This is a genomic window from Amycolatopsis decaplanina DSM 44594 (genome assembly GCF_000342005.1).
GTDB classification, from domain to species: domain Bacteria; phylum Actinomycetota; class Actinomycetes; order Mycobacteriales; family Pseudonocardiaceae; genus Amycolatopsis; species Amycolatopsis decaplanina.
The window spans coordinates 155,761-178,041 of record NZ_AOHO01000020.1 but is presented as its reverse complement, the minus strand read 5'-3'; the positions used below and the strand labels follow the sequence as shown (position 1 = coordinate 178,041).

Sequence of the window (22,281 nt, the reverse complement as noted above, 5' to 3'; positions counted from 1 at the left end):
CAGTGGCTTTCCGGGCCAGACCCTGCAAGGTCTCCGTCCACACACATCATCATCACTGTGGCTTTCGCGACACGCCCCGACACCACCTTTGCCTTACCCCTCAATGACGCGCGCATGAGAAGACCCGGCCCACCCACGACGCCGTGGGCGGACCGGGTCTTCTCATGATCACCGCCGGACGAAGCGGCGCCTCCGGCTCACGAACAGGAATCCCGCGCCCCCGGCGACGAGTGCCGCGCCGAGGATCAGCAGCGCCGGCAGCAGCGGGACACCGGTCGATGCCAGCGGGGCCGGGCTCGCCTGAGCAGGCGGCTGGGTCGGGGCTGGGTTCTGGCTCGCCGGCGGCGCAGGCGTCGTGGGCGGAGCCGGTTGCGGTGGCGGTGGGAGGTGGACGCCCGCGTCGATGGTGTGGTCCACCCCGCCCGGTTCGGCCGGCGCGGTGACAGGCGCGTAGCCGTTGCACAGCCGTCCGGTCGTCGGCGGCACGACGTTGGAGTCGTGCGCCCGGTCGGGCCCGGCCAGCGGCAGCGTGAACCGCAGATCGGTCGCGGGCGGCTGCCCGGGCACGTTGTCGGTGTCCGCGGTGCAGACGTCGAATTGCACGGTGTACTTCGCGCCCCGCGTCAGCTGGTAATCGGCACCGACGCCGCCGAAGTAGTACTCGCCCGCCTTGTCGGTCCGGGTGGTGGCGACCTGCTTCCCGCCGGCGTCGAGCAGATTCACCTTCGCCTGCGCGAGCGGGACCTCGTCCGTGCGGTTCGGATCCTGGATGCCGTTGCGGTCGCCGTCGAACCACACCAGGTTGCCGATCTGGATCGGCGCGTTCGCCGCCTGATAGGCGATGTCCCCGAGCCCGCCCGCCTTGCCGAAGCTGTTGACAGGACCGACGAACTGGTACCCGTGCTTCGGGTTGTCATGGCCGGGGCCGATGCCACTCTCGACGTCGTAGTAGCCGACACCGTTCGAGCTGACGTTCTGTGCCGGGTCGAGTTCGGTGCTGATCACCCACTGCTGCTGCGGGATGTAGGCGACCGAGCCCTGGGCGGTCTCCTGGTGCAGACCGTTGCCGGAACGGTTGGGGTCGAAGAAATCGCCCTGGAAGTATTCGACGACGCCGTCCGGCTCGTGGCCGTTGGTCGCGGGAGTGCTGTGGTTCGGGCAGACGCCGGTGCCCTCCCAGTCGTACCCGCCGCCCGGGGCCGCGCACGCCATCGTGATGTCGCCGCCCGACATGCCGTTGTTGACCTTGTCGACCCCCGGCCGGGGGTCGAGGCCGGCGCCGACGACGTCCATGAAGCGGTCGCGGAAGCCGAGGATCATCGAGCCGTCACGGGTGAACTCCATGCTCGCGAGGGCGGGCTGCGGGTTCATCGCGGGGCCGTTCCTGATGAACTTGTCCCACGAGGCGAGGTCGGTGTCCCACGGGTTCCAGTGGGCGGTGTTGTCGTCCTGATGACCGGCGATCACGTAGCCACGGAGGTAGTCGAGCCCGTGGGTGAGCACCGGCGTGAACTCCGCGCCGTCATAGGTATAGACCACAGCCTTCAGATCCTGGCGCCGCTTCGTGCTTTCCGCCGAGCAGACGCCGCCGACGTACAGCTTCGCGTCGTGCGCGGTGAGCCCGAACGGCCGCCAGTCGTCCGGCGAGGCACAACCCGGATCCGGGATCCGCACGGTCTTTCCCGGCCTCGCCGTGTCGCCGGTGGCGTCGAAGCTGACGAGCGACCGGGTCCGCAGGTTCACCGCGTGCAGTGTCTTGCCGTCCTCGGTGAGCGCGATCCCGCCGATGCTCTCCTTTCCGGGCACGTCGACGAAGAACTGGTCCTTGCGCATGTCGACCGGGCCGTGCCCGGTGATCGCCGCGCCCGGGATCTTCGCGAACAGTTTCGGCGCGCCGGAACCGTCGAGCGGCGTCGTGTAGATCGCGCCGCCGCCTTCGGGACCGTAGGTGGTGTACCGCTTCGCGAACGCCGATTGGAAGATGCGGCCGCGGTACTTGTCGTAGGCCAAACCCCAGGTGGTGCCGACCTGCGCCTGCGTGTTCAGCACCGTCGGGCAAGGCGAGTCCGTGGGGCAGGTGCCGCGAAAACCGCGATCGAACGAGACCAGCGCGCGGCTGTTCGGGTCGGGGGCGCTGCCGTCGGTGTTGACCGCGGGGCTTTGCACCGGCACGTAGTAAGGCGCCTTCGGCAGCGTGTAGTCCGCCGGATTCCAGACGCCGGTGACCACCGAGGCGTCCTTGCCCTCACGCAGATCCACGAAGGTCGTGAAGCTGTCGAAGTGGCCTTTCGCGGTCGATGCCGGCGCGGCCCGCAAATACGCCTGGTACGGCTCCGGAATCGACACGTCGACGCGGTACCGGCCGCCGGTGAGCGCGGTCGACGGCGGTACGACGACCTTGCCCGACGCGTCCGTCCGCCCGCGCACCTGGTACCCGGCCGTATCGGTGACCAAGACGGACATGCCCGGCTGCGGCGTGTCCATGGTGGCGTTGATGATTCCGGTGCCGAAGAAATCCCGGAGCACCTGGACGGTCAGCGTGCCGTCCCCCGCGGCGGCGCCGGCCGCCCCTGCCGTGGCCGCCAACGTGCCCGTCGCACTGGCGCCCAGCAGGAGTGCCACCGCGGCCACATAGGACAGCCGGGATCCACCACCGATTGTTCTTCCCCCTCGGCTCATTACCGCAGGCGCTCCGTTCTGCACGTAGGAATTCGCGCTAGATGCCACAAAGATGTCACAGTAAACCAGAAAAAAGATCTCCGGCAAATGCGGAACCCGGGTGAATCAAAGAGTGAATCGATGACACTGATACGTTCACTGACCGTGTTGGCCAAAGCAGGCAAGAGAAGCATTACGCGACGCTGGATCGTCGCGGCCGCGACAGTGGTGGTGGTCGCGCTCGGCGCGGGATTCGTCTGGTGGTTCACCGCCGGTTCCGGCGACGCGGGCCCGCGCGCGGTGACCGCGGACGAGGCGAGCCGGCTGGCGATCACGCGGTTCCGCAATTACGAGGCACGCGGCCGGGCGGTGACGATCAGCGTGCCCGACCCCGCCGGAGGACTCGTCGTCACCGCTTCGGTCGACTATCGCACCAAAGCCGGTTACGGAGTGGTGAAAGGCAAGGCGCGCAACGACTCCGGCGATGGGCTGATCAGGTGGACGGCCGCCCGCGTCGCGCTGCACCCGATGCCCGCCACCCCTGGCCAAGCACCGGCGCGGCCGCCCGCGGACGACTGGTTCGGCCGTCCGCTGAACCCGACGGGCGGCGTGCTCGACCGCGCGCTGGCGATCGTGCTCGGGCTCGGCGGTGACCGGCCGGACAACGCGCAACTGCTGCCGCAGAACGGCGCCGCCTGGGTGGGCTCCGATCTGATAAACGGTCATCCGGTCGACGTCTTCACCGGGCCGGAATCCCGGGACAGGCCGGGTACCGCGGAATCCGTGCGTTATTGGCTCGACGCGAACGGCGTCATGTACCGCGTACAGGCGACGGTCGCCGGAGAAACGGATCCGGTCGTCATTGATTTCGATTCCCACGAATTCATCGCGGTGCCGCCCACCGGCTGACGTTATTCGTCGGAAACGGCCACCGACGCCCGGTCCGCCAGCAGGGAAGCCGCCGGTACCTGGACCCGCGCGACGTCCGGGAACACCGGCACCGGCGGGACGACGGTGGGCCCGGCCGTGCGCGCGTTCGGGAGCTGTGGCTGCGTCGGCGGTGCGGCGACCTCGGTGAACGGGATGCCGGACGGGGGTGACGGCCAGGGCCACGTGCCCGCCGGTGAGGCTGCCGTGGCTGCCACGGGACACGCGGTGCTCGCCGCGAGTCCGTCCGGAATCGTGCGTAATTCCCCGGAATTCAGGCAGTTTCCGCTGCCCTTCGTCGCGCCGGGGAAGGTCCAGCCGACATCGATGCCGTTCGCCGCGAAGACGTCACCGACGATCTGGTTGCCCCGCGGCGGCACGTCCTGGGTCGCGGTGAGCACGAGCCCGGCGTTCACGTTGCCGGTGATCCGGTTGCGCAGCACCTGGTTGTCGCTGCCACCGTCGATGCCGATCCCGATGCCCCAGCCACCGTCGGCCTGCTCCGGGGTCGCTGCCTGCCGGTTGGCCGCGACCAGGTTGCCGGCGACCACGGAATCCTGCTGCGGCAACAGCTTCTCCTGGTGGTCGGAGTTGGTGGTGAGCCCGACCCGGTTGCCGCTGAACCGGTTGCCGACGACGTACAGATCGCCGCCGGCGTTCGTGGCCTCGTAGCCGACGGCGTTGAGTTCGGCGACGTTGTCGCGCACGACTATCCGGCACGGCTTGCACTGGCCGACGTAGATTCCCGAATCGGCGCCACCCGACGTGTACGAATGCTCGATCATGCCGTTCTGCGCGGAAAAAGCGTAGATTCCGTAAAGGCCGTTGCGAGTCGCGGTGACATGGGAAACCAGGAACGAACTCAGGAAGTGGATCGGCTCGTCGCCCGTGTCGTAGCCACGGTTGCTGCCCGGCAACCCCGCGGCGGCCTTCACCGAACCGGTCACGAGCACGCCGTTCTGCGTGTTGTTGCGGACGGTCAAGTTCTCGACCGCGACGCCGGGCGCGGAAACGACGACCCCGTTGTCCCGCCGCAACTGCCCGTCGATGACCACCTGCTCCCGCACTTCACCGCGGAGCGTGACCTGCGGCGTCGTGACCTTCACCGTTTCGTGGTACTCGCCCGGTGCGACGAGGACGAGATCTCCGGGCTGGGCCAGGGAAACGGCGGCCGAGATCGTCGGGGCGTCGGCCGGTACGCGGATCGTCACGTGCGTGCCGTCCGGGCGGTGCCCCTCGGCCGACGGAGAACCACAGCCGCTGAGCAGTGCGGCGGACAACCCCAGAATCGCCACGGCGGCGGGAAAACGCATACGCTCAGTCTGGCACGGCGGTCGAATTCGCCCGTGGCGCCGCCATCTGTCACGCTGCTCGTCGTGAATTCCGCCGAGCGCCGCCCGTCCCGGCGCGCCTTTCTCGGGGTGGCCGTGACGGCCGGCCTCGCCGCCGGCTGCCACGCGGCATCCGCCCCCGGCCAGGCTGCGGCGCCCGATCCCGTCCCGGCCGCCGGCACCCACCAGGCCGGTGTCACGCTCCCGCGCACGCCGCAGCCGCACCTGTTGCTCGTCGCCGCCGACGTTTCCGTTGCGCCAGGCCCGCTCCTGGCCGAACTCGGCCGTCGCGTCCTGGCACTCACCGCCGGCACCGACGCCCGGCTACTGGGATTGCCCGCGGGCGACCTCACCGTGACGGTCGGGGTGGGCCCGCGCCTGATCCGGGAACGCGACCCGAGCCTGCCGGGCGCGACCGATCTCCCGCCGTCGTCCCACGAGGCGATCGCCCCGGCCGACCGCGGCGGCGATCTGCTGCTCCAGTTGTGCGCGAGTGACCCGCTGGTCCCGCCCCTCGCCGCGGCCGCGCTCCTCGCCCAGCCCGGCGTACGCGAACGCTGGCGGCAGTCCGGCCGCCGCGGACCACAAGTGCCGGTGGCCGGCGACCTGACCGCGCCGCGGAATCTGCTGGGTTTCGTCGACGGTATCGTCGGCCCGCACACCCCCGCCGAACAGCAACGGGACCTGTGGCTCGCCGGCCCCGCCCCGGTGGCGGGCGGCACGATCGCCGTCGTCCGGCGCATGGAACTCGATCTGGCGCGTTTCGCCGGCTTACCGGTCGCCGCACAGGAGTCCGTCTTCGGCCGCCACCGCGACACCGGGATTCCCCTGTCGGGCGGCGCGATCGCCGACGGCCCGGACCTGGGCGCGAAAACCCCGGACGGCCGCTACCTGGTCCCCGCGAACGCCCACATCCGCCGCGCCCACGCGAACGTCGTCGGCGCCGGGCTCATGCTCCGCCGAAGCTACAGCATGGACGATCCCACGCCGGGCCTCGTGTTCGTGAGCTTTCAGAACGACCTGCACACGTTCACCGCGACCCTGGCACATATGGAAACCGCGGACGCCCTGCTGCCGTTCACGACCACCACCGCGAGCGGGACCTTCCTGATCCTCCCCGGTTTCGACGAACACCGGCCGCTGGGCTCGCCCCTGTTCGCGTCCTAAGTGGACTCGAACAGCCATATCGGCAGGTCGGCGCCAAAGTCGATCTTGAGCCGCCAAGGGGGCTCGAACCCCTGACCTTCTGTTTACAAGTCCCCTCCTCCGCAGGGTCAGCAGGTGCCGTAAGTGTCTAATTTCACCATTTGCGCAGGTCAATGCAGGTCTTGCATCTCATCCGAGTGTCAGGCTGCATCGGGCCATGTCGGCCTCTAGTCCGACAACGGAGCCCAATCGGAGACGGTGTCAGCCACCCAGCGGCTACTTCCCTATGTCCACTCGTCGACTGTGAACTCTCGGGCCGACCGGCCACTCGCCGACCACGGAACCAGCTCAGCCACCCGTCTAGCACTCTATGCGGTCAGAACGTTGACTCGTGACCCCGGCCAACTTCGTACGCGTAATCGAGGAGATGCACAGGCCGACAAGCGACCGGTTGCCACACCCTGCCCGGGAAAATTGCCAAAGCGAACAGGCACCAGGTCGGACGGATGAACGCGAAAACCCCGACCACTCCACTCGTGAGCATGGGCTGTTCCGCGAAGCTCCCGATCGTCCCGACGACGTTTCTTACCAAAGGGGCCCTCGTCACGTCGACGAGGACACTGCGACGCACCACTTCGCTCGGTCTCGACGACGCAGATGGTCGTCGCCCAGCGCCCAACCGACAGAAGAGCGGACGAAGAGCGCCGGAGTCGACCGCTCACTTGCGCTTGGAGCCTCGACACTCCACTTGACGAAGAGCCAGCCCGGCCACGTTCGCGTTCAAACTCGGCACAGGATCGAAGAATCTGCACCCCGTCACGTGGACAGGCTCTGCGTAGGGCGAGTTTGAGCCAGACGACCTTGAGTGACTGCGTCACGCACGGACCGGTCGAAGTCTGCCGACTACGCAAGGCATAACGTTTGAGTTCCATTACACTGACTCTCTTGACATGGTCTCGACAACGTCGACGAACAGGGGATTCCTTGAGCGTTCGAACGTTCGTTGAGCGGCTTGTTTGGCATGGAGACCTCGTGATGCTAGGACTATTCAACGACGTAATTGCACGAGCCAGCTAGGAGAATCTGGTGGCGATTCAGGCGCAGGATCTGCCGTACAGTCAGGATGCTCAGGCTGTTCTCGGAAGGATGAAGTCTCCGCAGGCGAAGGTGTCTGCTGGCAGCTTGCGTAATTACGCGTTCGAGGCGCCGGATGGGCCAATACGCGGCGAAAACCCTCCGGCACAGGAGATGGCCGACTTCGTCGCGGAACTCGGCAGCTTGCTCAACAGCACGACTCGCGATCTGCGTCAAGAACTTGAGGCAACGACTTTGCTTGATTGCCTCACCGTAGGCATCCTGCTCGGCCAGGACGACAAGGCCCTACGGATGGTCACAGGATCCCCGAACACGTTCACCTATGAGATGGAGTTTCTCGCATCATTGTCTCCGAGGATTGAAGGTGATCGCCGAACCAAGCGTCGACAAGCAGAGGCTGCCTTTAATTGTTTGCGACTGGCGCGTCAACACCGAATTCTCTCGGAAAACATAGGCCTTGCAAAACGATATATCGATAGCGACGGCACCTTGGCCGGGATGCACAAGGGGGCATTACGCACTCAACTCGCCGTCGAGTGGGTGTCCGTCCGCGGCTCCTTTGATACTCGATACGACTGGGCGTACTCGCGACGACTGGCCGACAGGATTACCAAGCGCGGGGTGCACCACCCCTCAATCGACGCGATTCCAGCATTGCTGCATAATGTCATGCACCAATGGGCCCGCGTAATCAACAGGTTCCAAAGCGAGCTCGCCGATGTGGACGGTCAGCTCTATTTGACCGTAAGGCAACACACGTTGCTGGACTTGCCGGGACATGTTCGATTGAAGCGACGAACAAGTTCTTTGTTGATGAAATGCTGCCAGCGTCTGATTATCGGCTTCGAAGATCTCTTAGCAGGCGTCTCACCCCTTGACGCGGGCAAACTCAGCGAATGGCTGGACCTACTAACGCTCGATTCAGCAAATATCGGTAAAAACGTTGACGCAGGAGACGTGTTCGACTCTCCATTGACGGCCGCACCGGTGATCGCTACTCGTCGAGGGTACCTGATTTCGCTGGTTCATATTTTCAGCACGGAATTGTCGCGGCTTTTAGAGAGAATTTTCGCTCGAGCGCCCGGCCTCCACTATTATCGAGCCAGAGGCGAGGAGTTGGAGGAATCCGCAGTCGCGTTGCTCAGAACCGTATTCTCCGACTCGACCATCATGCATAGCGGAAAATACCCCGGGGACCGGCCAGGCGAACTGATTGAAGTGGACGGGATAGTTCTGTGGCATGACGTCGCGATCGTGATCGAAGGAAAAGGCGGCTACCTGAGCGCGCGTTCACGCCGCGGTGACGAAGCATCCGCAATCGGGGACTATCGCGACACGGTCGGAGATGGCTTTTTCCAAGCTTCACGTCTGCTTCAGAAGTTGGAACGCGACGGAAACGTCGACCTAACAGGTAAATCAGGCGGAAAAATAACACTCGACTGCCGCGCGATTCGACGGGCGTATGTTTTGATTCCAACCGCCGATCAGTTCGGTGGAATATTGACCTCCTTGGACCTTTTCTGGCGCGCGGAAATCCTACCTCCAGGATCGATCCCTCTCATTGTCTCGATCCAAGAGTTGAATCTAATGGCGGACATTCTCTGCACACCACTCGAGTTCATCGCCTACTTAGATTATCGAGAACAGATTCTCGCCAACCCAGCCATTCATGTCGCTGACGAAGGTGAGCTACTGGGGAACTTCGTGGGCGGAAATGATGTCCTCGCGGAGATCCACGCAAAAGTCGGCAGTTTCAGCTACGAGCAGAGCCGCCCAGAATGGAGAAACCGTCAAGCGGCGTACTTTATTGGCACCGATGCGCAGCAGACCTATCTGAACCCGTGGATAATCCGTTCGACGCAAATGGAGCTAGCGGGAGTTGATACGACAGGCCTCGAGCCGCCTCGTCGGCACGGTGCAGCACACCGTGCCGAGGTGGAACGTCATTTCGTCGTCCATAAGGACCTGCCAGCAGCTTCGATCTTGATGCAACTCCCGGATCTCCCATGGCGAGCGGAGACGCCCCCTCGGCCGCGCCGAGGGTATCCAGCGATCGCGGTACTCGCCGACACATGCCTGGTCGGCTTCGCCGTAGGTGACAAGGTCGCACAAGTACGCCGCCTGCCTCGGGTCTCGCTGGCTCGTACGAGGATGCGGCACATCGTTTATCTCCAAGTCAAAGACGGTCAACTCCACTTCCGCCATGCCGAAGCCGGACGGGAACATCCCTTCTTCGGCGACGCGAACAAGCAGTTCACGGACCGGTCGCGTCTTGGTGACCAGTCGATGTGGTTCCCGGATTTCGCGCGTAGGCGGCACGGGAGCCATCGTGCGCTAACTGATGTTCAGGCAGAGGAACGGGATACCCTGATACGCGCTGGACTCCCCCATTCCCTTGCTGCCGGCGTTTCCCGGCTAGGTCTGGTCAACCGCGTTCTGGATCTGGTAGATGACGACATCTCCCTAAGCCAGGCTGCGGACACTTACCTCACCTACGTTCGCAATGTCGCTGACGCGGCTGGGGTGGCAGTCACAGACTTGTCTGTAACCCCAGAACTGATCAAGGAATCCCTTCGGCTTGTCCGACGAAGCGAGATCGATCGGGGTGTTATTCCAGAGTTATTGAGGATAGCTATCCATGAGCCGGATTCGTCTCTAGAACTCTTGGCCCAGAACGCAGGACTCCTTGCTGCGACCACCAATGATGTGATCATCATGGCCTCGATCGAGTCAGCACTGAAGAACCTAGGCATCGCTTCCGAGGAGTTCGAACTTTTGACTTCGAAGCAGCAGAAGAAGGTTCGCAACCGCGTGCTCGGGCACCTGAGGGCTTCATCGCAGACGCTCAACATGGCGAGCGTCGCGCGAATTCTGGAAGTCCATCTGTCATCAGGCAGTGACGCCGCAGCGCCCGGCGGGTAAGTACGCCGCAATCAACCCACCCACACCAATGACCTGTGTAGACCGCATGGCACACCGCCGCATATTGTCCCACAACTAGCAAAAAGAACGCTGGTCACCATGAAGTACACCATCTCGATCGAGAGCGCCCTGCCGCGGGAGAAAGTGGTCCAGCCGCTTGCCGACTACGCGCACCTGCCGAAGTGGCTTCGGGGCCTAACCTTGCACGAGCCGCTAAGTGGGGTGCACGGGCAGGTCGGTACCGAGCCACGCGTCGTGATGCAGACGGGGAAGCGAAGGATAGAGCTCACCGAGACCATCACGCGCCGGGAACCGCAAGCCTGGAGGGACCCCTCAGGGCAGCGTCGTTCACTTCGAGCGCGAGATCATCGCCACGGGCATGTGGAGTGCCGCGCGTGGGCGCCTGCTCGAGGCCGGTCCGGATAAGACGTTGTGGGATAGCGAGAACGAGTACCGGTTCGGCGGCTTGCTGATGCGTCTCGTGGGGACGTTCATGCGCGGTGCCCTCCGCAAGCAGTCCCGACAGCACATGCTGGACTTCAAGGCATTCGCCGAGCACGGAAAGGACGTCCGCGAAGGGAAGGGCTGATCTACTGTCGACGGCCGAGAGGATCCGATGCCGTCAGCCAGCCAGACAATTGGCAGTTATCGGCTATGGGTGGCTGCGGTCATCCCACGTCCGCTATCAGCACGCAATGTCACCGATTCGTGACAAACACGGCGAGCGACAGGGCTTATGACGAGCCCCGGCTGGCCGGACCATGGCGTGTCCGGCTCTACGTTGGCGCCTGGGCCCAACCTGAGGCGGCGTGACCGCAGATATTCTGTTAACAAACATCCCGTAGGTCGCGGCAGAGGCAAATCGAAGAGCCGCCCTGCCTCGCTGTTGCCGGGGGGCACAACGGGGAGAGGCTCCGGCACGCTATACCGGGGTGACGGTTCAGGGCGCAGGTCTCTCGGGAAGAGATCGCCTCCCGAACGCCGGATTACCTCTAATTGGGTTACGCATCGTCGGCGTCTTAGCTACGGCCGGGATCAGCTGGCCTCGATCGGCCGCAGAGCAGCGAACCCTCGAATGCCGGAGCGTCGCGACGACCAACACCGACCACGAGCGCGCTCGATGATCGAGGCCATGAGTTACTGCTGGACGATCAGCTTCAACAGCGGCGGCAAGGGGCAGGGCACAGATGTGAACCAGACCCGCGACTGGCTGACCGCCTACATCAAATGGGCCAACGACGCCGCAGGCAGCCCGATGGGGCGCAGAACGAGGCAGGCGCCGCATAGCTGCCTGGACAAGTGAGATGCGGAAGCTGGCAAAAGTCGCCAGGCAACGCGCAGGGGCGTTCGGCTCCGACGATGACAGCCATGCATGAGCTCAGTAGCACGCTCGCCGAACGAATGAAGCACACACTGCACGTCACACGCCGCGCTTGGGATGACTACCAACTCGCTGCTCACCTCGGCTCGATGACGCGGTCGAGTTCGCCGGAGGTCGCTGGAACAGCGATTCCAACCCGGCCCGGCAAGAAATAGGCCAGGCCTATTTGTCTCGGGGTTTAATTTTTTCCTGAGATTCGGTAGTGTGGGCGACTTCACCAGCCCGGCCCGGCGGCATGTAGCTCTGGACAAGCGACCGCCGGGCCGAACCGATCGCGGACTTAATCCGCAGAAACGAGGCTACCGCTTTGACCAGTTCGAGTGGTGTGACGGACACCAAGCGGCTCCGAGCAAAGCTCAAGGGCAAGAAGACGATCAAGGTCGAGCGCATCGCATTCATGTCCCGGTCAGGTGAACTGCTGAAGCTCACCTGGTGCGAACCGATGAGGTCCCTGGCTGAGCTGTGGACTTTCGGCAACATCCTTAGCCGCGAGGACTACGACCTCGGCGACGGCTCCCGGCCCGGTCAGCGAGGCATCTCCGCACCTCAGGTGAAAGCCATTGCCGACGGTATCCGCACTTCCAGCCGCCCCTACCTGGGAACGCTGGTAGTCGGTATGCCGCAGGACGAAGAGTTCGTCGAGATCGAGGTCATCGAGGAAATCGCGGAAGGAGTCTCCCTAGTCAAGCTCACCATCTACGACGGCAGCCCGGACATCTACAGCGTCGACGGCCAACACCGTGAGATGGCCATGGACCAGGTGTGGGCAGATGTGAAGGACGCCGACGACGGAGACGCCTTGGTGGTGCGCCAGTACATCGAGCGGTCCGCCACCGAGATGACGATGCTGCTCGAAGGCGACCCCGACATCCTATCCACCCTCTTCATCAAAATGGCCTCGACCAAGCCGATCGACCCTTCGCTCATCGCGGTAATGGATAAGTCCAGCCTGCAGAACCGACTTGGCCAGTACGTGATCAAGAATTCTCGGCTGTGCGACAAGCGGGTCAGCTATCTACCCGAGGCCACCCATCGAAGGCGAGACGGTCAGTTCGCCGGCCTCTATAAGGCGTCCGGCGTCCGATCGGCCTCCGCAGCCATCGCCGGCGTCGGTGTCCGCGACCGCTCACCAGTCACCCGCGAGACGCACCTGGAAGAGGTCATCAAAAACCGGGTGAGCACGAACACCAGCGGCACCGAAGCGCTAGATCAGGTCGGCGCGGAGGTCGTGGAGATCCTCGACTATGCGTTTGACCGCCTCCCTGGCTGGCGCGAAATCTCGGCTGGCACCCTGTCCGTAGCCGAGTTCCGGAAGGAATACCTGCACTCTGCAGCGGCCGGCCTGCACGTAATCGCTAACACCATCGCAGCAGCCAAGATCGCGAGCCTCGACCCACGCAGAGCCGTAGACGCCCTCTCGGCACTCGCCTGGCGACGTGACGCCCTGAAAACCTTCTCCAGCGATGAGGCCGGCGCTGCTGAGAAGGCCGAACACGTATTCTTCGAGGGCACGCTCGCCAAGACAGTCTGGGATGACCGCGGGCTGCGCTGGCGAGCGAGCGCCTCCGGAGCAACCCGCGCGGGATACGAAGCCGCGATTAGCCGCGTCCTGCGACACATCGCCACCGAGCACCCCGAACTCAAGGCGATGGCGTCCGACGCCACGTTCACTCAGCTCGGTCTGATCGCCCGCAAACGGGGCCCGGGCCGTCCACCGAAGAAGGCCGCCGCGGCGTCCACTTCGAAGTAGGTTTCACAGGCCGTCGGCCCGCATCGGGACTTCCCTGCGGGCCGACGGGCCCGAGAAGTGCTACAGCAAAGAAGTTGCACACCGGCCCCTTCGTGAGCTGCGGGTGAGGCTAGAAGTGGCCTCAAAACGCCGATCGTCAGTACTCAAACGAGCGGTTCCGCCTGGAGCGCCTGCAGAACTTGTTCCTGACGGGCTACTCACTCATCGACCAGATTACAGCTCGGAACACCCAGCAGCTCCCACAGCGCCGAACGAACTTGACCCGGAAATCAGCACGTCGGTGAAGACGGAGACAAAACGGAGCCCAATAGGGCTAGATCCGATGTGAATAAAACTCGCATACCGCGCCATATCGGCAGGTCAGTAGCCATTTTGATCTTGAGCCGCCAAGGGGGCTCGAACCCCTGACCTTCTGTTTACAAGACAGATGCTCTACCAGCTGAGCTATAGCGGCCTTGCCCGGGACAGCCCGGGCAAGGCCAGTATATCGGCGCCCGTCCAGCCGTTCGCACGGCGCACCCGAGGCTCCCCTGCCGGCGTCCGGAAGGGTGCGCCGTGCGAACGGCGGTCGCCGGGGCGCGAGCCGGTCCGCGGCGGGACGCCGAGGATCGTGTCGTCGGCCTCCTCCACCGGGCCGGCTGCCGGGTCCGGCACGTACGCAGGTCGATCAACTCGTTGGGCGGTACCGAAGGCCGGAGATCACCCGCAGGGTTGGGATTCCCTTCGCAGAGGTAGTCACCCAGGTGAATGAAGGCGTCCAGATCGTCGCGGCCGGCCAATAGCCACAGGGGGGCGAAGTGACCGACAGCCCAGTTCGCACACGAGACCACGCCGAACCGCAGGCTCGCGACGTCTTCGTCGTGCGAAGGCGCGGTGCGTGTCCGCCCGGTCCGGACGTGACCGCGAGCGACGACGTGCGCGAATCCGGCGTTCTCGGGCATCGGATCGCCCGACGCCGCCCCGTGCGCGAAAACCGGGGCCTCCGCCCCGCTAGATGCACCCGAAAGGGTGAATGTCGCCGCCGTCCCGGCGGCGGTGACACCGGCCGCGCGAAGAACGGAACACCTGCTCGCAGGGGACGCCTCGGCATGCGGTGTGCCGTAAACCGGCGAGGCCGCGATGATCTTCCTCAAGCGTGGTGGACGCCACTTCGGGTTTCCTGCAACGGCCGGGGCGCCGGCCCCGATGCTCCTCGGGAAAGTCCCTCGAACAAGAGTGAGGAGGTGGATCGATCATGAAGATCAACGAGCACACCCAGGGAGCCCAGCGCGGCGAACACAGCGAACACAGTGCCGAAAAGAACCAGGACGAAACACCCGAACGTGGCGAATGGCTGCTGGAAGCGCCGCGCCAGCGTGACGGAGAGCGATCGATCCCCCAGACTCGCTCGCACCGGCCGAATCTGCTGCGCCGCCGCGCCTGGCAGATCCTCGAAGCACCGACGGCCGAGCAGCCCGCCGTCGACGGCGAAGAGGCGATGGGCCCCAAGCCGCCGGACGACACGACGGTCAACTTCGTCCTGGACCTCGCCCTGCGCATCGGCGAGGTCCAGATGTCCAGCGGCGCGGGCGCCTCCGACGTCACCGCGACGATCATCGCGCTGACCTCCGCGCTCGGCCTCCCGCACTGCGAGGTCGACGTGATCTTCACGTCGATCACGGTGACCTGCCACCGCGGCACCGACATGGCACCGGTGACGGCGCTGCGCGTGGTCCGTTCGCGCAGCCTCGACTACACGCGGCTCACCCAGACGGAGACACTGGTCCGCAGGATCGTCCGCGGGAACATCGGCGCCGAAGAGGCACAGCAGGAACTCCAGCGGATCACGACCGCGCCGCACCCGTACCCCCGCTGGGTGGCCACCGCCGCCTGGGGCGGGCTGGCCGCGTTCATCACCCTGATCCTCGGCGGCAGCATCGACGTCGCGCTGGTCGCGCTGGTGATCAGCGCGGTCATCGACCGCCTCGGCCGCCTCTTGAACCGCTTCGCGCTGCCGTTCTTCTTCCAGCAGGTGATCGGCGGCCTGGTCGCGACCCTGTCCGCGATGGCGATAGTCAGCAGCGACCTGCTCACCACGGACAAACCCACGCTGGTCGTCGCGGCGGCCGTCACCGTGCTGCTGTCCGGTCTTTCCACGGTTTCCGCCGTGCAGGACGCCATCACCGGCTACTACGTCACGGCGGCCGGGCGCACGATGGAAACCGCGCTGATGAGTGCCGGGCTGATCGCGGGCGTGGTGCTCGCCCTGAAGATCGCGCTGCTGCTCGGACTGCCGCGGACGCCGCTGCCCGAGGTCCTCTCGTCGACCCCGCAGCAACTGCCGATCATCGTCATCGGCAGTGTCGGCGCGTCCGCCTGCTTCGCGCTCGCCTCTTACTCGACGCTGCGCGCGATGGTCGTCGCGGGAGCGGCCGGCGCCATCGGCGGCGCGGTGTACGGCGCCCTGATGCTGACCGACTTCCAGGCCGTCAGCTCGTCGGCCGTCGCCGCCACGCTGGTCGGTTTCTGCGGCGGCGTGCTCGCCAGGCGGCTCAAGGTGACGCCGCTCGTGGTGGCTGTGTCCGGCATCACGCCCCTCCTCCCCGGCCTCTCCACCTATCGTGGTCTATACCAATTGGGCGTCGAGCCAGGCGGGAACATCTCGACACTGATGACCGCAGTCGCGATCGGGCTTGCCCTGGCAGCGGGCGTGGTACTCGGCGAATACCTCGCGCAACCGGTGCGCACGGGGCTCGGCAGGCTGGAACGCAAATTCGCCGGGCCGCGGATGGCGGGTCCGATGGAACCCGCCGAACGACGCTTGGAGTGATCGCTCGGCGACGGGCCGTGACCTCCTCGCGCGATAGGGTTTCCGCTTAGGGCAGCGACCCGCGATTCGAGGGAGCGGCTGGTGGACGAAGCAATTGCCGAGACGAGCAGAACGGCCTCCGCGGATTTCGTCGTGGTGGCGAACAGGCTCCCGGTGGACCTCGAACGGACCGCCGACGGGAGCAGGCGCTGGACGGCGAGCCCCGGCGGGCTGGTGTCGGCGCTCGAACCCTTCCTGCGCTCCCGCAAGGGCGCCTGGGTCGGGTGGCCCGGCGTGCCCGACGTCGAGGTCGACGAGTTCGACGACGACGGCCTGGTGCTGCACCCGGTCTCCCTGACGTCGGACGACGTCCGCGACTACTACGAGGGCTTCTCCAACGCGACGCTCTGGCCGCTGTACCACGACGTGGTGGCGCGGCCGGTGTTCGACCGGAGCTGGTGGGAGTCATACGTCCGGGTGAACCGGCGCTTCGCCGAGGCGAGCGCGAAGGTCGCCGCCGAGGGCGCGACCGTGTGGATCCAGGACTACCAGCTGCAACTGGTCCCGGCGATGCTCCGCGAACTGCGTCCCGACCTCCGGATCGGGTTCTTCCTGCACATCCCGTTTCCCCCGGTCGAGTTGTTCATGCAGATGCCGTGGCGGACCGAGATCGTCCGCGGCCTGGTCGGGGCCGACCTCGTCGGTTTCCACCGGCCGGGTGGCGCGCAGAACTTCCTCTGGCTGGCGCGGCAGCTGGCCGGTCTCGAGTCCAGCCGCGGCGCGGTCGGCATCCGCACCCGCCCCGGCCTGATGCAGGTCGGCGACCGCACGGTGCGGGTCGGCGCGTTCCCGATCTCCATCGACGCCATCGGCCTCGACAAACTCGCCAAGACCAAGGGCGTCGCCGAACGCGCCGCCCAGCTGCGGCGCGACCTGGGCAATCCGAAGAAGGTCCTGCTCGGCGTCGACAGGCTCGACTACACCAAGGGCATCGACCTGCGACTGCAGGCACTGCACGAGTTGCTGCACGAAGGCCGTGTCCGCCCGGAGGACGTCACGTTCGTCCAGCTGGCCACGCCGAGCCGCGAACGCGTCGAGCACTATCAGCGGATGCGCGGCGACATCGAGCAGATGGTCGGGCGGATCAACGGAGAGTTCGCGCGCGTGGGGCATCCGGTCGTACATTATCTACATCAGTCCGTGAACCGGACGGAGCTGGCCGCGTTCTTCTCCGCGGCCGACGTCATGGTGGTCACTCCACTGCGTGACGGGATGAACCTCGTCTGCAAGGAGTACGTCGCCTGCCGCCACGATCTGGGCGGTTCGCTCGTGCTTTCGGAGTTCGCCGGCGCCGCGGCGGAGCTGACCAGTGCGCTCCTGGTCAACCCGCATGACCTGGACGGGGTGAAGAACGCCTTGGAGACTGCCATTACGCTCGACCCCGCAGAGGGACGCCGCCGTATGCGCGCCATGCGTCGACAGGTCCTCACGCATGACGTCGACCGCTGGGCGCGCTCGTTCCTCCAAGCGCTCGGTGCCGAACCGGCCGACTGATCCCCATGCCCCGCTTAGATTCCCGAGGAGAAATCGTTGACCGCCGAGGCACTGCCCGCCGAGCTGCGGCGCGCGATTGTCCAGGTCGCGCGCACCCCGCGGCTGCTGGTCGCCTGCGACTACGACGGCACGCTGGCTCCGATCACGGCCAACCCGGACGAAGCCCGGCCCCTGCCCGAATCGGTAGGGGCGCTCAGGTCGCTGGCCGGCCTGCACGAGACGACCACCGCGGTCATCTCCGGCCGCGCGCTGCGTGATCTCGCCACCCTGTCCCGCCTCCCGGCCGAGGTGAACCTGGTCGGCAGTCACGGGTCCGAGTTCGACATCGGCTTCATCCACGCGCTCGACGACAAGGCCCGCGAGCTCCACAGACGACTCGAAGCCGAGCTGGAGAACCTGGTGCTCGACGTGCCGGGCGTCTCGCTCGAGGTCAAGCCCGCGAGTATCGCGGTGCACGTCCGCCGCGCCGAGCACGAGGCGGGCCGCCGGGTCCTGCGTGATGTCCACAATGGACCTTCGCGGTGGGAGGGCGTGTCCACGACCGACGGCAAGGAGGTCGTCGAGCTCGCGGTCGTCCAGACGGACAAGGGCCGCGCGCTGGACACCCTGCGCCATCAGGTCGGCGCGACCGCGGCGGTCTTCCTCGGTGACGACGTCACCGACGAGAAGGCGTTCGCCCGGATCTCTGGCCCGGACCTCGGCGTGAAGGTCGGCGAGGGCGAAAGTCTCGCGCAGTACCGCGTTCCGGACACCGTCGACGTCGCGATGGTGCTCGCCTTCCTGCTGGAGGAGCGCCGCAACTGGCTTTACGGCGAGCAGGCACCGCCGATCGAGCGGCTTTCCATGCTGGCCAACGAACGCTCGGTGGCACTCGTCACCCCGGACGCCCGGCTGACCTGGCTGTGCCACCCCGGGCCCGACGCGCCCGCGATCTTCGCGGACCTGCTCGGCGGGGCCGGTGCGGGGCACTTTTCGATCAAGCCGCACCGCAACGGCCTGCCGCTCGGGCAGCGCTACCTGCCGAACACGATGACGGTGGAGACCCGCTGGTCCCGGCTGCTCGTCACCGACTACCTCGAGCCGGAGAGCCCCTCGCACCGCACGGATCTCGTCCGGGTGATCTCGGGCGAGGCGGCGGCGGAGATCGTGTTCGCGCCACGCCCCGAATTCGGCGGCGTGCCGGTGAAGCTGGTCGCCCACGGCGACGGGATCCTGGTGCAGGGCACCTCGGAACCGTTCGCGCTGCGTTCGCCGGGCGTGGACTGGGAGATCACCTCCGACGGCATGAACGACACCGCGACGGCGCTCGTCACGCCTTCGCCGGAGAAGCCGGTGGTGCTCGAACTCCGTTGTGGCACCTCGGATCTCGGTGCCCACGAACTGTCCGAAGTGGAGCGACGGGCCCGCGCGGGCGACTACTGGAGCAGCTGGGCGCAGACGCTCAAACTGCCCACTGTCCAGGCCGACCTCGTCGGCCGCTCGGCGCTGACGCTGCGCGGACTGGTCAACACCGACACCGGCGGCGTGCTCGCGGCGGCGACGTCCTCACTGCCGGAGGAGATCGGCGGCGTCCGCAACTGGGACTACCGCTACTGCTGGATCCGCGACGCGGCCATGACCGTGCGGGAACTGGTGCACCTCGGCTCGATCGAAGAGGCCGAAGGTTACCTCCGCTGGCTGCACGGCGTGCTGGCCACCCTGGCAGGCCCGGAACGGCTGCACCCGCTGTACACCTTGGCGGGCAGCGTGATCGGCGCCGAAGCGGTCATCGAATCGCTGCCCGGATACGCCGGTTCGCGGCCGGTCCGCGTCGGCAACCTGGCGAACCACCAGGTTCAGCTGGACGTGTTCGGCCCTGTCGTCGAACTCGTACAGACGCTGGCGGAGGCGCGCGGCGAACTGCGCGACGAGGACTGGCAGATGGTGCGCGCGATGGCGGAGGCCGTCACGCGGCGATGGAACGAGCCGGACCACGGCATCTGGGAGGAGCGGCACGTGCCGCGCCACCGGGTGTACTCGCGGGTGATGTGCTGGGTGACCATCGACAGGGCGATCAAACTGGGCGATGTCTACGGCCGCGAGGTTCCCGGCGCGTGGCCTTCGCTGCGCGACGAGATCGCCACGGACGTGCTGGAGAAGGGCTGGAACGAAGAGGTCCAGGCCTTCACCACCGCCTACGACGGAACGGACCTCGACGCCGCTTCACTGTTCGTCGGGCTGACCGGGCTGATCGATCCGGCCGACCCGCGGTTCCAGTCCACGGTGACCGCGATCGAGGCGGAGCTGCGCAGTGGGTCCACTGTGTACCGTTACCGCCGCGACGACGGCCTTCCCGGTGGTGAGGGTGGTTTCCACATCTGCGCGGCCTGGCTCATCGAGGCGTACCTGCTCACCGGGCGGCGCACCGAGGCCGAAGAACTGTTCACGCAGATCGTCGACGCCGCGGGCCCGACCGGCCTGCTGCCCGAGCAGTTCGACCCGATCGCGGAGCGCTCGCTGGGCAACCACCCACAGGCGTACTCGCACATCGGGCTGATCCGCTGCGCGAACCTGCTTTCCCAGTAGCCCGCCCACGTGTCGGAAAGGGTCGTTCAGAACGAAAAACGTTCTGAACGACCCTTTCCTGACATATAGAGAGATGAGGCAAATATGGCGTGTCGTGGTGGCGAGCCTCGTGAGTGGTAAGGACGGTTAGAACCGTCCTTACCACTCACGAGCCCCCACCACGGTCCGCCGCTCAGATCGCCTGAAGTACGTGAAATGGAGGCGTCGCGCCGGCTGCTGTCCAAGGGGTCGTGGCCTTCGCCTTCTCGGGAGAACGAGGGTCACAGACGAGCAGCCGGCGCGACGGGCTTCAGGGGTGCTCAGGTCCCGCTGATCAGGCGCAGGGCCAGATCGGGACTGAACTGACCGGCTTCGACGTTCGGCGCGATCCCGCACTTGCCGTCGGAATCACCGGGCACCTTGACCCAGAGCAGCATCTCGGCGCCACCGCCGGTCTGCGAGGTGGTCCCGAGCTTGCGCCCGGCCGGGTTGCACCACTCGGAGCCGAGGGGGCCGTTGCCGTTGCGGCTCGTGTCGATCACGAACGGCTTGGTGTAGCCGTACTTGCTCGACAGCGCGGCGCTGACGGCCTTGCCGTAGTTCGCCGAGTCGGCGGTGGTCTTGTAGTTCGACACGTTGATCGCGAGACCGCGGATCGACTTCACCCCGACGGCGTCGAGCCGGTCGGCCATGGTCGCGGCGGGGATCCAGGTCGAGTTGCCGCCGTCCATGTACGCCCAGGTGTTCGGGGCCTTCGCGGCGAACTGCTCCGCGGCGTACTTGAGCAGGTCGAGGCGGGTCTGACGCTCACCGGTGGGCAGGCAGTCGACCTGCGCGAGCGCGTCCGGTTCGATGACGACTACCGCGGGCTTGCCACCGATGCCGTCGGCGAAGTTCGAGATCCAGGTCCGGTACGCCTCCGGGCTGCCCGCGCCGCCACCGGAGTGACCGCCGCAGTCACGGCCGGGGATGTTGTACGCGACCAGGATCGGCAGCTTGTCCGCGACGTCGGCGGCGTAGGTGTAGCCGTCGACGGCCTTCTTGACGTCGCCGCTCCAGTTGCCGAACCAGCGCGCGCCCGCCTTGGTGGAGATCGCGGCTTTGATCTTGTCGGCGGTGCTGCCCGGGTGGTCCTTCACCCAGACCGCAGGGTTGGAGTTCGGGTCGACGTAGAAGCCGTTGGTCTTCTCGAGGGGGTTGCCGTCGGCGGCCTGGGCCGGCGTGGCGACCAGCGCCAGCAGCGAGGCGGCCAGCAGGCCGAGCGTCTTGATGCGCATGATCACCAGCTTCGGGCCCTCCCGTACAAGATTCGTACAACCCGGCCATTCGGCACCTACTCGCGGCACCGCGCCGCGAGTAGGTGCCGAATGGCGAGGGAATCAGGCCGAGTAGCCCTTCGGCGGGATCAGGGTGGCGAGCTGGTTGAAGGTGAGCCAGTAGATCTGGTTGCCGCCGAAGTTGGCCGGGTCGGCGATCTTCACCGTCATGTTGTCGCTGTTGTAGCCGATGATCGTGAAGTAGTGGTAGATCGTGTAGTTCGGGTAGCCCGGCGGGTGATTGTCCGCCGGGGCGACGATGTTCGCGACGATCGCGTAGCCCTTGTCGACGTCCAGCACGATGTCGCGCCACAGGAGGTCACGCTGCGCCTGGGTCGGCGGGTCGTTCGGCATCTCCTTGGTCTCGTACCAGCCACCGGCGACGTGGTTGTTGAGGACGCGGGTGACCTGCCCGATCCAGTCGGTGCCGTTGGTGGTGGTCGGCAGTTCGTTCGCGAGCTGCTGCTGGCTCGGCGGGTTGCCGTTCTTGGCCGAGATGGCGATCCGGGTGGCGGCCGGGCCACACCAGTACCCGGTCTCCTGGATCTGGTACTGGATGTTGAGCTCCGCGGCCGCCCTGACACCTTCGACCTTGGCGGGCGGCGCCATCGACTTCACGAAGTCGGGCGCGGGTACGACGTTAACGGCACTGTCACCTTGAGCGACGGCCACCGCCGGAGCGGTGATCAGTGCGGACACCGCGAGCGCGGTGACGACCGCGGCCCTGAGTCGACGCATGGTAATCCTTCCCCAGTTTCACTTTTGAACGGTGAATAGTGAACATGATCGCCGTTCCGGCGGCTTTTGTCTGCGGCCTCACCTGCGCTTCCCCGATCGGCCCACGACGAAAGTAGGCTCGAATGAACGCT

At 66.1% G+C, this 22,281-nt stretch carries 14 protein-coding genes and 1 tRNA gene; 9 read left to right on the top strand and 6 right to left on the bottom strand.

Annotated elements, in window-relative coordinates:
• Positions 1 to 168 precede the first annotated feature (168 nt).
• A complete protein-coding gene (locus H074_RS03375; RefSeq protein WP_083920368.1) occupies positions 169 to 2,679 on the bottom strand; it encodes an SdrD B-like domain-containing protein in 2,511 nt (836 codons plus the stop codon).
• 120 nt (positions 2,680 to 2,799) lie between these two features.
• Here H074_RS03375 and H074_RS03370 point away from each other — a divergent pair, with 120 nt between their 5' ends.
• A complete protein-coding gene (locus tag H074_RS03370) occupies positions 2,800 to 3,567 on the top strand; it encodes a hypothetical protein (protein WP_235096646.1) in 768 nt (255 codons plus the stop codon).
• A gap of 2 nt (positions 3,568 to 3,569) precedes the next feature.
• Here the strand turns inward: H074_RS03370 and H074_RS03365 are convergent, their stop codons facing one another.
• Positions 3,570 to 4,898 carry a right-handed parallel beta-helix repeat-containing protein gene (locus H074_RS03365; protein WP_007028608.1) on the bottom strand — a complete coding sequence of 443 codons (1,329 nt, stop codon included), beginning with the start codon at positions 4,896 to 4,898 and terminating at the stop codon, positions 3,570 to 3,572.
• A gap of 33 nt (positions 4,899 to 4,931) precedes the next feature.
• On the opposite strand from H074_RS03365, the gene H074_RS03360 reads away from it, so the two are divergent.
• The 5 genes from H074_RS03360 to H074_RS03330 all read left to right on the top strand — a co-directional run bounded on the left by H074_RS03360 (position 4,932) and on the right by H074_RS03330 (position 13,210).
• Positions 4,932 to 6,083, top strand: a complete 1,152-nt coding sequence (locus H074_RS03360) for a Dyp-type peroxidase (protein WP_007028607.1) — start codon at positions 4,932 to 4,934, stop codon at positions 6,081 to 6,083.
• Between the two features lie 1,065 nt (positions 6,084 to 7,148).
• Positions 7,149 to 10,079, top strand: a complete 2,931-nt coding sequence (locus H074_RS40095) for a hypothetical protein (protein ID WP_152521337.1) — start codon at positions 7,149 to 7,151, stop codon at positions 10,077 to 10,079.
• Positions 10,080 to 10,458: 379 nt separating this feature from the next.
• Positions 10,459 to 10,668: an SRPBCC family protein gene (locus H074_RS41250; RefSeq protein WP_007028603.1), complete on the top strand. Its 210-nt coding sequence runs from the start codon at positions 10,459 to 10,461 to the stop codon at positions 10,666 to 10,668.
• Between the two features lie 531 nt (positions 10,669 to 11,199).
• On the top strand, positions 11,200 to 11,382 hold the full coding sequence (locus H074_RS03335) for a hypothetical protein (RefSeq protein ID WP_007028602.1): 183 nt from the start codon (positions 11,200 to 11,202) through the stop codon (positions 11,380 to 11,382).
• 403 nt (positions 11,383 to 11,785) lie between these two features.
• The gene (locus H074_RS03330) at positions 11,786 to 13,210 is read left to right on the top strand and encodes a DNA sulfur modification protein DndB (protein ID WP_007028601.1); all 1,425 of its coding nucleotides are present in this window, start codon (positions 11,786 to 11,788) and stop codon (positions 13,208 to 13,210) included.
• A 381-nt stretch (positions 13,211 to 13,591) separates the two neighbouring features.
• On the opposite strand, the gene H074_RS03325 is transcribed toward H074_RS03330, so the two are convergent.
• Together H074_RS03325 and H074_RS41385 are read right to left on the bottom strand one after the other, a co-directional pair.
• A tRNA-Thr gene (locus H074_RS03325) sits at positions 13,592 to 13,664 on the bottom strand.
• Positions 13,627 to 14,151, bottom strand: coding sequence for an alkaline phosphatase D family protein (locus tag H074_RS41385; RefSeq protein WP_235096648.1), 525 nt, complete (start codon positions 14,149 to 14,151; stop codon positions 13,627 to 13,629). The genes H074_RS03325 and H074_RS41385 overlap by 38 nt, the downstream gene beginning before the upstream one ends.
• Before the next feature lie 293 nt (positions 14,152 to 14,444).
• On the opposite strand from H074_RS41385, the gene H074_RS03320 reads away from it, so the two are divergent.
• From H074_RS03320 to otsB, 3 genes are all read left to right on the top strand, one after another.
• The gene (locus H074_RS03320; protein ID WP_007028600.1) at positions 14,445 to 16,019 is read left to right on the top strand and encodes a threonine/serine exporter family protein; all 1,575 of its coding nucleotides are present in this window, start codon (positions 14,445 to 14,447) and stop codon (positions 16,017 to 16,019) included.
• Between the two features lie 81 nt (positions 16,020 to 16,100).
• Complete coding sequence (locus tag H074_RS03315; RefSeq protein WP_039921350.1) at positions 16,101 to 17,552, top strand: alpha,alpha-trehalose-phosphate synthase (UDP-forming); 1,452 nt, start codon at positions 16,101 to 16,103, stop codon at positions 17,550 to 17,552.
• A gap of 36 nt (positions 17,553 to 17,588) precedes the next feature.
• Positions 17,589 to 20,117, top strand: a complete 2,529-nt coding sequence (otsB, locus tag H074_RS03310) for a trehalose-phosphatase (protein ID WP_007028598.1) — start codon at positions 17,589 to 17,591, stop codon at positions 20,115 to 20,117.
• A gap of 299 nt (positions 20,118 to 20,416) precedes the next feature.
• Here otsB and H074_RS03305 read toward each other — a convergent pair whose 3' ends face one another.
• A complete protein-coding gene (locus H074_RS03305) occupies positions 20,417 to 21,373 on the bottom strand; it encodes a glycoside hydrolase family 6 protein (RefSeq protein WP_039921396.1) in 957 nt (318 codons plus the stop codon).
• A 102-nt stretch (positions 21,374 to 21,475) separates the two neighbouring features.
• Entirely contained in the window at positions 21,476 to 22,150 is a 675-nt protein-coding gene (locus tag H074_RS03300; protein ID WP_007028596.1) for a C39 family peptidase, read from the bottom strand.
• Positions 22,151 to 22,281 lie beyond the last annotated feature (131 nt).

What these genes read in the sequence shown, in the direction of transcription:
- H074_RS03375 (WP_083920368.1), bottom strand. Translation starts at nt 2,679, where the DNA reads ATGAGCCGAGGGGGAAGAACAATCGGTGGTGGATCCCGGCTGTCCTAT.
- H074_RS03370 (WP_235096646.1), top strand. Translation starts at nt 2,800, where the DNA reads ATGACACTGATACGTTCACTGACCGTGTTGGCCAAAGCAGGCAAGAGA.
- H074_RS03365 (WP_007028608.1), bottom strand. Translation starts at nt 4,898, where the DNA reads ATGCGTTTTCCCGCCGCCGTGGCGATTCTGGGGTTGTCCGCCGCACTG.
- H074_RS41250 (WP_007028603.1), top strand. Translation starts at nt 10,459, where the DNA reads ATGTGGAGTGCCGCGCGTGGGCGCCTGCTCGAGGCCGGTCCGGATAAG.
- H074_RS03335 (WP_007028602.1), top strand. Translation starts at nt 11,200, where the DNA reads ATGATCGAGGCCATGAGTTACTGCTGGACGATCAGCTTCAACAGCGGC.
- H074_RS41385 (WP_235096648.1), bottom strand. Translation starts at nt 14,151, where the DNA reads ATGCCCGAGAACGCCGGATTCGCGCACGTCGTCGCTCGCGGTCACGTC.
- H074_RS03320 (WP_007028600.1), top strand. Translation starts at nt 14,445, where the DNA reads ATGAAGATCAACGAGCACACCCAGGGAGCCCAGCGCGGCGAACACAGC.
- H074_RS03305 (WP_039921396.1), bottom strand. Translation starts at nt 21,373, where the DNA reads ATGCGCATCAAGACGCTCGGCCTGCTGGCCGCCTCGCTGCTGGCGCTG.
- H074_RS03300 (WP_007028596.1), bottom strand. Translation starts at nt 22,150, where the DNA reads ATGCGTCGACTCAGGGCCGCGGTCGTCACCGCGCTCGCGGTGTCCGCA.